A 2,746-nucleotide genomic window follows, 5' to 3' on the forward strand; every position below is an offset into this window, starting at 1 on the left:
GGCTGAGAGGGTCTGTTTCCTCACCTGGGTAGCTATCCTCGGTTAAGAAAGTACCTCCCTGACTATCATAATACCTTGCGCGTAAATAGTCAAGTCCAGTATCGTCACGGGCTTCGCCGTTATAGGCAAAGGGCTGACCTGTTGTGTCTGTGCTTGTCTTTCTTGCTCCATAGAGGTTATAGCGACTGGATGCGACGGCTTGTCCATCCTTGGTCAAACCTGTCACAGAGGCTGATTGGTTAGTCAAGTAGTTGTAGCTGTCACCTGTTTGGTTGTTGAGGTAGCTGGTTCGACCCTGACCATAGCTATAGGTCTCACGAGCCTTGCCATCATGGTCATAGGTTTCGAGGACTTCTGTATGTTCACGATTGACATCGTTGACATAGTTGCGTTCCTCGTAGTAGTTATAGGTATCCTCTCGTGTGGTATAAGGAATCAGGACATCCTGAACCTGACTGGCATAGGTTACTTCTCCCTGACCAGGTAAGTTGCCAAGTTCTGGTGGGTTGACCACGATTCCTTCCTTGGTTGCTCGATCCTTAGCCACTTTCTGGTGATAGGCTCTAGACACATCGTCAAAGATGCTGTGCCAGATGCTTCCTACTGTCTGTGGTAGGGTGGATAGGGCTTGGAGGACATTCTGACTGAAGCCATACCAGAAGAGGGAGTTTTTCTCCCCACTTGGGGCTGTATATGGCGACTTACGACCTGACTTGCCTCTACCTGCATGCGATGCCTGATCACCAGATTGATCTTCCTTAGGTTTGCGTTGGAAGAGTTGATAAGTGTTCTTGCCTTCCTTGCGACTAGCAGTGAAGACACGGTTATCATCTCCGTCGTAAAGTGCAGCCATGAGAAGACCCTTCTTGTCCTTGATCGCAAGTAAGCGGTTCTCTGTGTCGTAGATGTAGTCTAACTTCTCTGAGTTTTTCTCAGAAGCGATGCGATTGCCATTCTTGTCGTAGGTATAGGTGATAGTGCCATCTGGACCTTCTAGTTTGGTCAAGCGGTTATGGTCATCGTAGGTAAAGTGTATCTGGCTCTCCTTGCCATCGACTGTCTCGGTGCTGGTTAGTTTATTGCCGGCTAAGTCATAGGTGTAAGAGAGTTTAGAGAGTTCCTTACCAGCTCCATCCGATACAGTCATGTTTTCCACTTGACCCAGAGTATCGTAAGTGTAGGTATGGACTAGGGTTTCGCCATCCTGCTTGATGGTTTCTTTGGCAATGTAGCCACCATCATCATACTCATAGCCGTAGCTGGAGATGAGTTTGTCCTGCTTGTCTACTGTGAGACTAATATAAAATAAACTAGGGGAAATTTTCCCCTAGTTAGAAATTGAACCAAGTCACAAATTGTCTTTGTGAAAGTAATTTATATTTTCTCCACTTTTACATCATTTTCAGATAGAATATCCACTAAATATTCTGTCGACATTATGAAATAGTGATGAAGCTTTTTATTAGCTATATTTGCAGAAGCGACCAAATCACCAAACTCTGTATTCTCGACCTCATAGATATAGTTGGTCAGATAAAGTGGTCTGTTCTCTGCCAATCCTTGTTCCCAGTATTTATCTCTTAATTCTAAACTTTCCTGGACTGTTCGGAAAGCCCAGATCTTTGTAAAGGTAAATTTAAATTTTTCTGAATCTTCCAAGTAGACAATTAGAGTGTCCCCATCTATATTTATCTCAATACCATAGTCGCCAAAAGGAATAAAGTCCGGTTTAATTTTCGTCCATTTTTCCATATCATTTCTCCAAGTTCTATTTTCCGATAATTGTACTAAAGTCATGTACATGTTTGATTAGCAAATTTTCTAGTATTGGCTGATATCTAATTTCAAATTTGCAGAAACAAGAATCTCCACTACACTATCTTGAGTTATGATTATATAATGTCGTGAATGCAAAGTTCCTAGATCATAATATGATGTGTATTCCAGTTTTCTCACTAATTGACTATTCTTGACTTCGTAAATGACATTTTGAAAATTATTTTTTTCAAATTTTGTAAACATCTCTTTATCTAGAATTGCAGATAAATACAATTCCCTGCTAAAGACTCGTGCTTCATCATAATAAATACATGATAATTTAAAACGGTTTTGCTCTCCAATCAGCCTAATTTCTTGACCATCTGACAAATTTGTCAACAAGACTTTTAACCTATAGTTATCTACAGAAATCAAACCTTTAAAGACTTCTACCCATTCTTCATTTTTAGTCTCCATATCTAATTTCATATGAAACCCCTCCTTTTGATTGCTTTATTTGGAATTCCAGTGTTGTTCCTAAATCACTTGTACTTCCAGGTCTAACAACAACCTTTGTTCCATCATCTAAAGTACCCCTATACCCTTTACCAAATGAAGTATTAATTTCCGTTACATTTTCTAAGGGTAATGAATTGAAATCTTCAATTGCTTTATTATAGCCTCCATGTGATTTAAAGTTTTTCGTTCCACTTTTTCCTGAAATATCTTCCATTCCCGAAACAAATTTATCAGCAATTTCTTCACTAGTTAGAGCCCTTGTCCCATCTTTAACATCATCTACTTTATCTGCCACACGAGCAACATCTGATGCTTTATCAGCTGTCTTCGTAGCTTTCGAAACATCATTGACTGCGTCTACTGCATCGAGTGCTTTTTCAAGTTTCCTTAATTTGCCAGCCTTAGCTATAGGAAAGAAATTACTTGCAATATCAACAGCTAACTCTGCACCTGCCGCCCAACGATTTGC

General features: G+C 40.3%; 4 protein-coding genes. All 4 read right to left on the reverse strand.

What is annotated here, in order from left to right; all coding sequences use genetic code 11:
* A partial coding sequence (locus GEZ89_RS09325; protein ID WP_322741507.1) for an RHS repeat-associated core domain-containing protein occupies nucleotides 1–1,147 on the reverse strand: 1,147 nt, incomplete at its 3' end.
* 227 nt (nucleotides 1,148–1,374) lie between these two features.
* Nucleotides 1,375–1,752: a hypothetical protein gene (locus GEZ89_RS09330; protein ID WP_153225807.1), complete on the reverse strand. Its 378-nt coding sequence runs from the start codon at nucleotides 1,750–1,752 to the stop codon at nucleotides 1,375–1,377.
* Nucleotides 1,753–1,821: 69 nt separating this feature from the next.
* Complete coding sequence (locus GEZ89_RS09335) at nucleotides 1,822–2,247, reverse strand: hypothetical protein (RefSeq protein ID WP_153225808.1); 426 nt, start codon at nucleotides 2,245–2,247, stop codon at nucleotides 1,822–1,824.
* Nucleotides 2,225–2,746 (reverse strand): hypothetical protein (locus GEZ89_RS09620; protein WP_194251853.1); only part of this gene is annotated, 522 nt, incomplete at its 5' end. The genes GEZ89_RS09620 and GEZ89_RS09335, both read right to left, overlap by 23 nt.

Source organism: Streptococcus mitis (assembly GCF_009496285.1).
GTDB lineage: Bacteria > Bacillota > Bacilli > Lactobacillales > Streptococcaceae > Streptococcus > Streptococcus mitis_BP.